This is a genomic window from Vibrio sp. 704 (assembly GCF_033339295.1).
In genome coordinates, this window is record NZ_JAWOUH010000188.1 from 1 (window position 1) to 925 (window position 925).

The 925-nt window shown below is 47.1% G+C and carries 1 protein-coding gene; it reads right to left on the reverse strand.

What is annotated here, in order from left to right; all coding sequences use genetic code 11:
- Positions 1-63: 63 nt before the first annotated feature.
- Positions 64-909: an NADPH-dependent 7-cyano-7-deazaguanine reductase QueF gene (gene queF / locus R7R24_RS25375; protein ID WP_141179883.1), complete on the reverse strand. Its 846-nt coding sequence runs from the start codon at positions 907-909 to the stop codon at positions 64-66.
- Between the last annotated feature and the right edge of the window lie 16 nt (positions 910-925).

Consider the following 925-nt stretch of genomic DNA (forward strand, 5'->3'; position numbering starts at 1 on the left):
TTGGGCAATAAAAACGCCCGGCAATCCTTTTGATTGCCGAACTTATTTCTGCCTATCACGCTATTATTGACGAGCCATGCGATGATTATGAGCTGGCTTATCTTGTTCTGTCGAACGGTAAGGGTTGATATCCAAGCCGCCACGACGAGTGTAACGCGCAAACACAGTCAATTTGTTTGGTTGGCAGTATTTCATCAGGTCAGTGAAAATACGTTCTACACATTGCTCATGGAACTCGTTGTGTTCACGGAAAGACACCAAATAGCGCAGCAACTTCTCACGATCGATCTTGGCACCTTGGTAGCGAATTTCAACGCTGCCCCAGTCTGGCTGGTTGGTGATCAAACAGTTCGATTTCAATAGGTGGCTATGCAGCACTTCTTCTACTTGCTCTTCGCCAGCAGCACCTGCTAGCAAATCAGCATCAAAATCGTAGCTGTTGATTTCAATGTCTTGGTCGTCAATGCATTCGCCTTCCATTGTCACGATAGGTTGGTTGGTGTAGTGACCTACAGGGTTCACTTCGACCAATACCTTTTCGCCCGCACATGCGGATAGGTCTTGCGTTAAACGCTGTGCTACTTCTTCCCAACTCGCGAAACGGGTTTGGTTGTAGCTATTTAGGTAGAGCTTAAATGACTTCGACTCAATTAAGTTTGCACTGGTTGCAGGAATGTACACTTCACCAACGGCCACTTGAGGCAAGCCTCTGCTGTTTAGCCAAGACAGTTCGTACAGAGTCCAAATGTCATGTCCCAAGAAAGGTAAGGTGTCGCCTAGTTCAAGGTCATCACGGTTTAGGCTGCGAGGTACAGGTTGCAGTAGGCTTGCATCGTACTGGTTAGCGTACTCAGTCTTTTTGCCCAGCGTCAGGCCAGCAAGCTCTTTAGCGTCAGAATATTTGCTCATACTTTGTGGTCGTTTT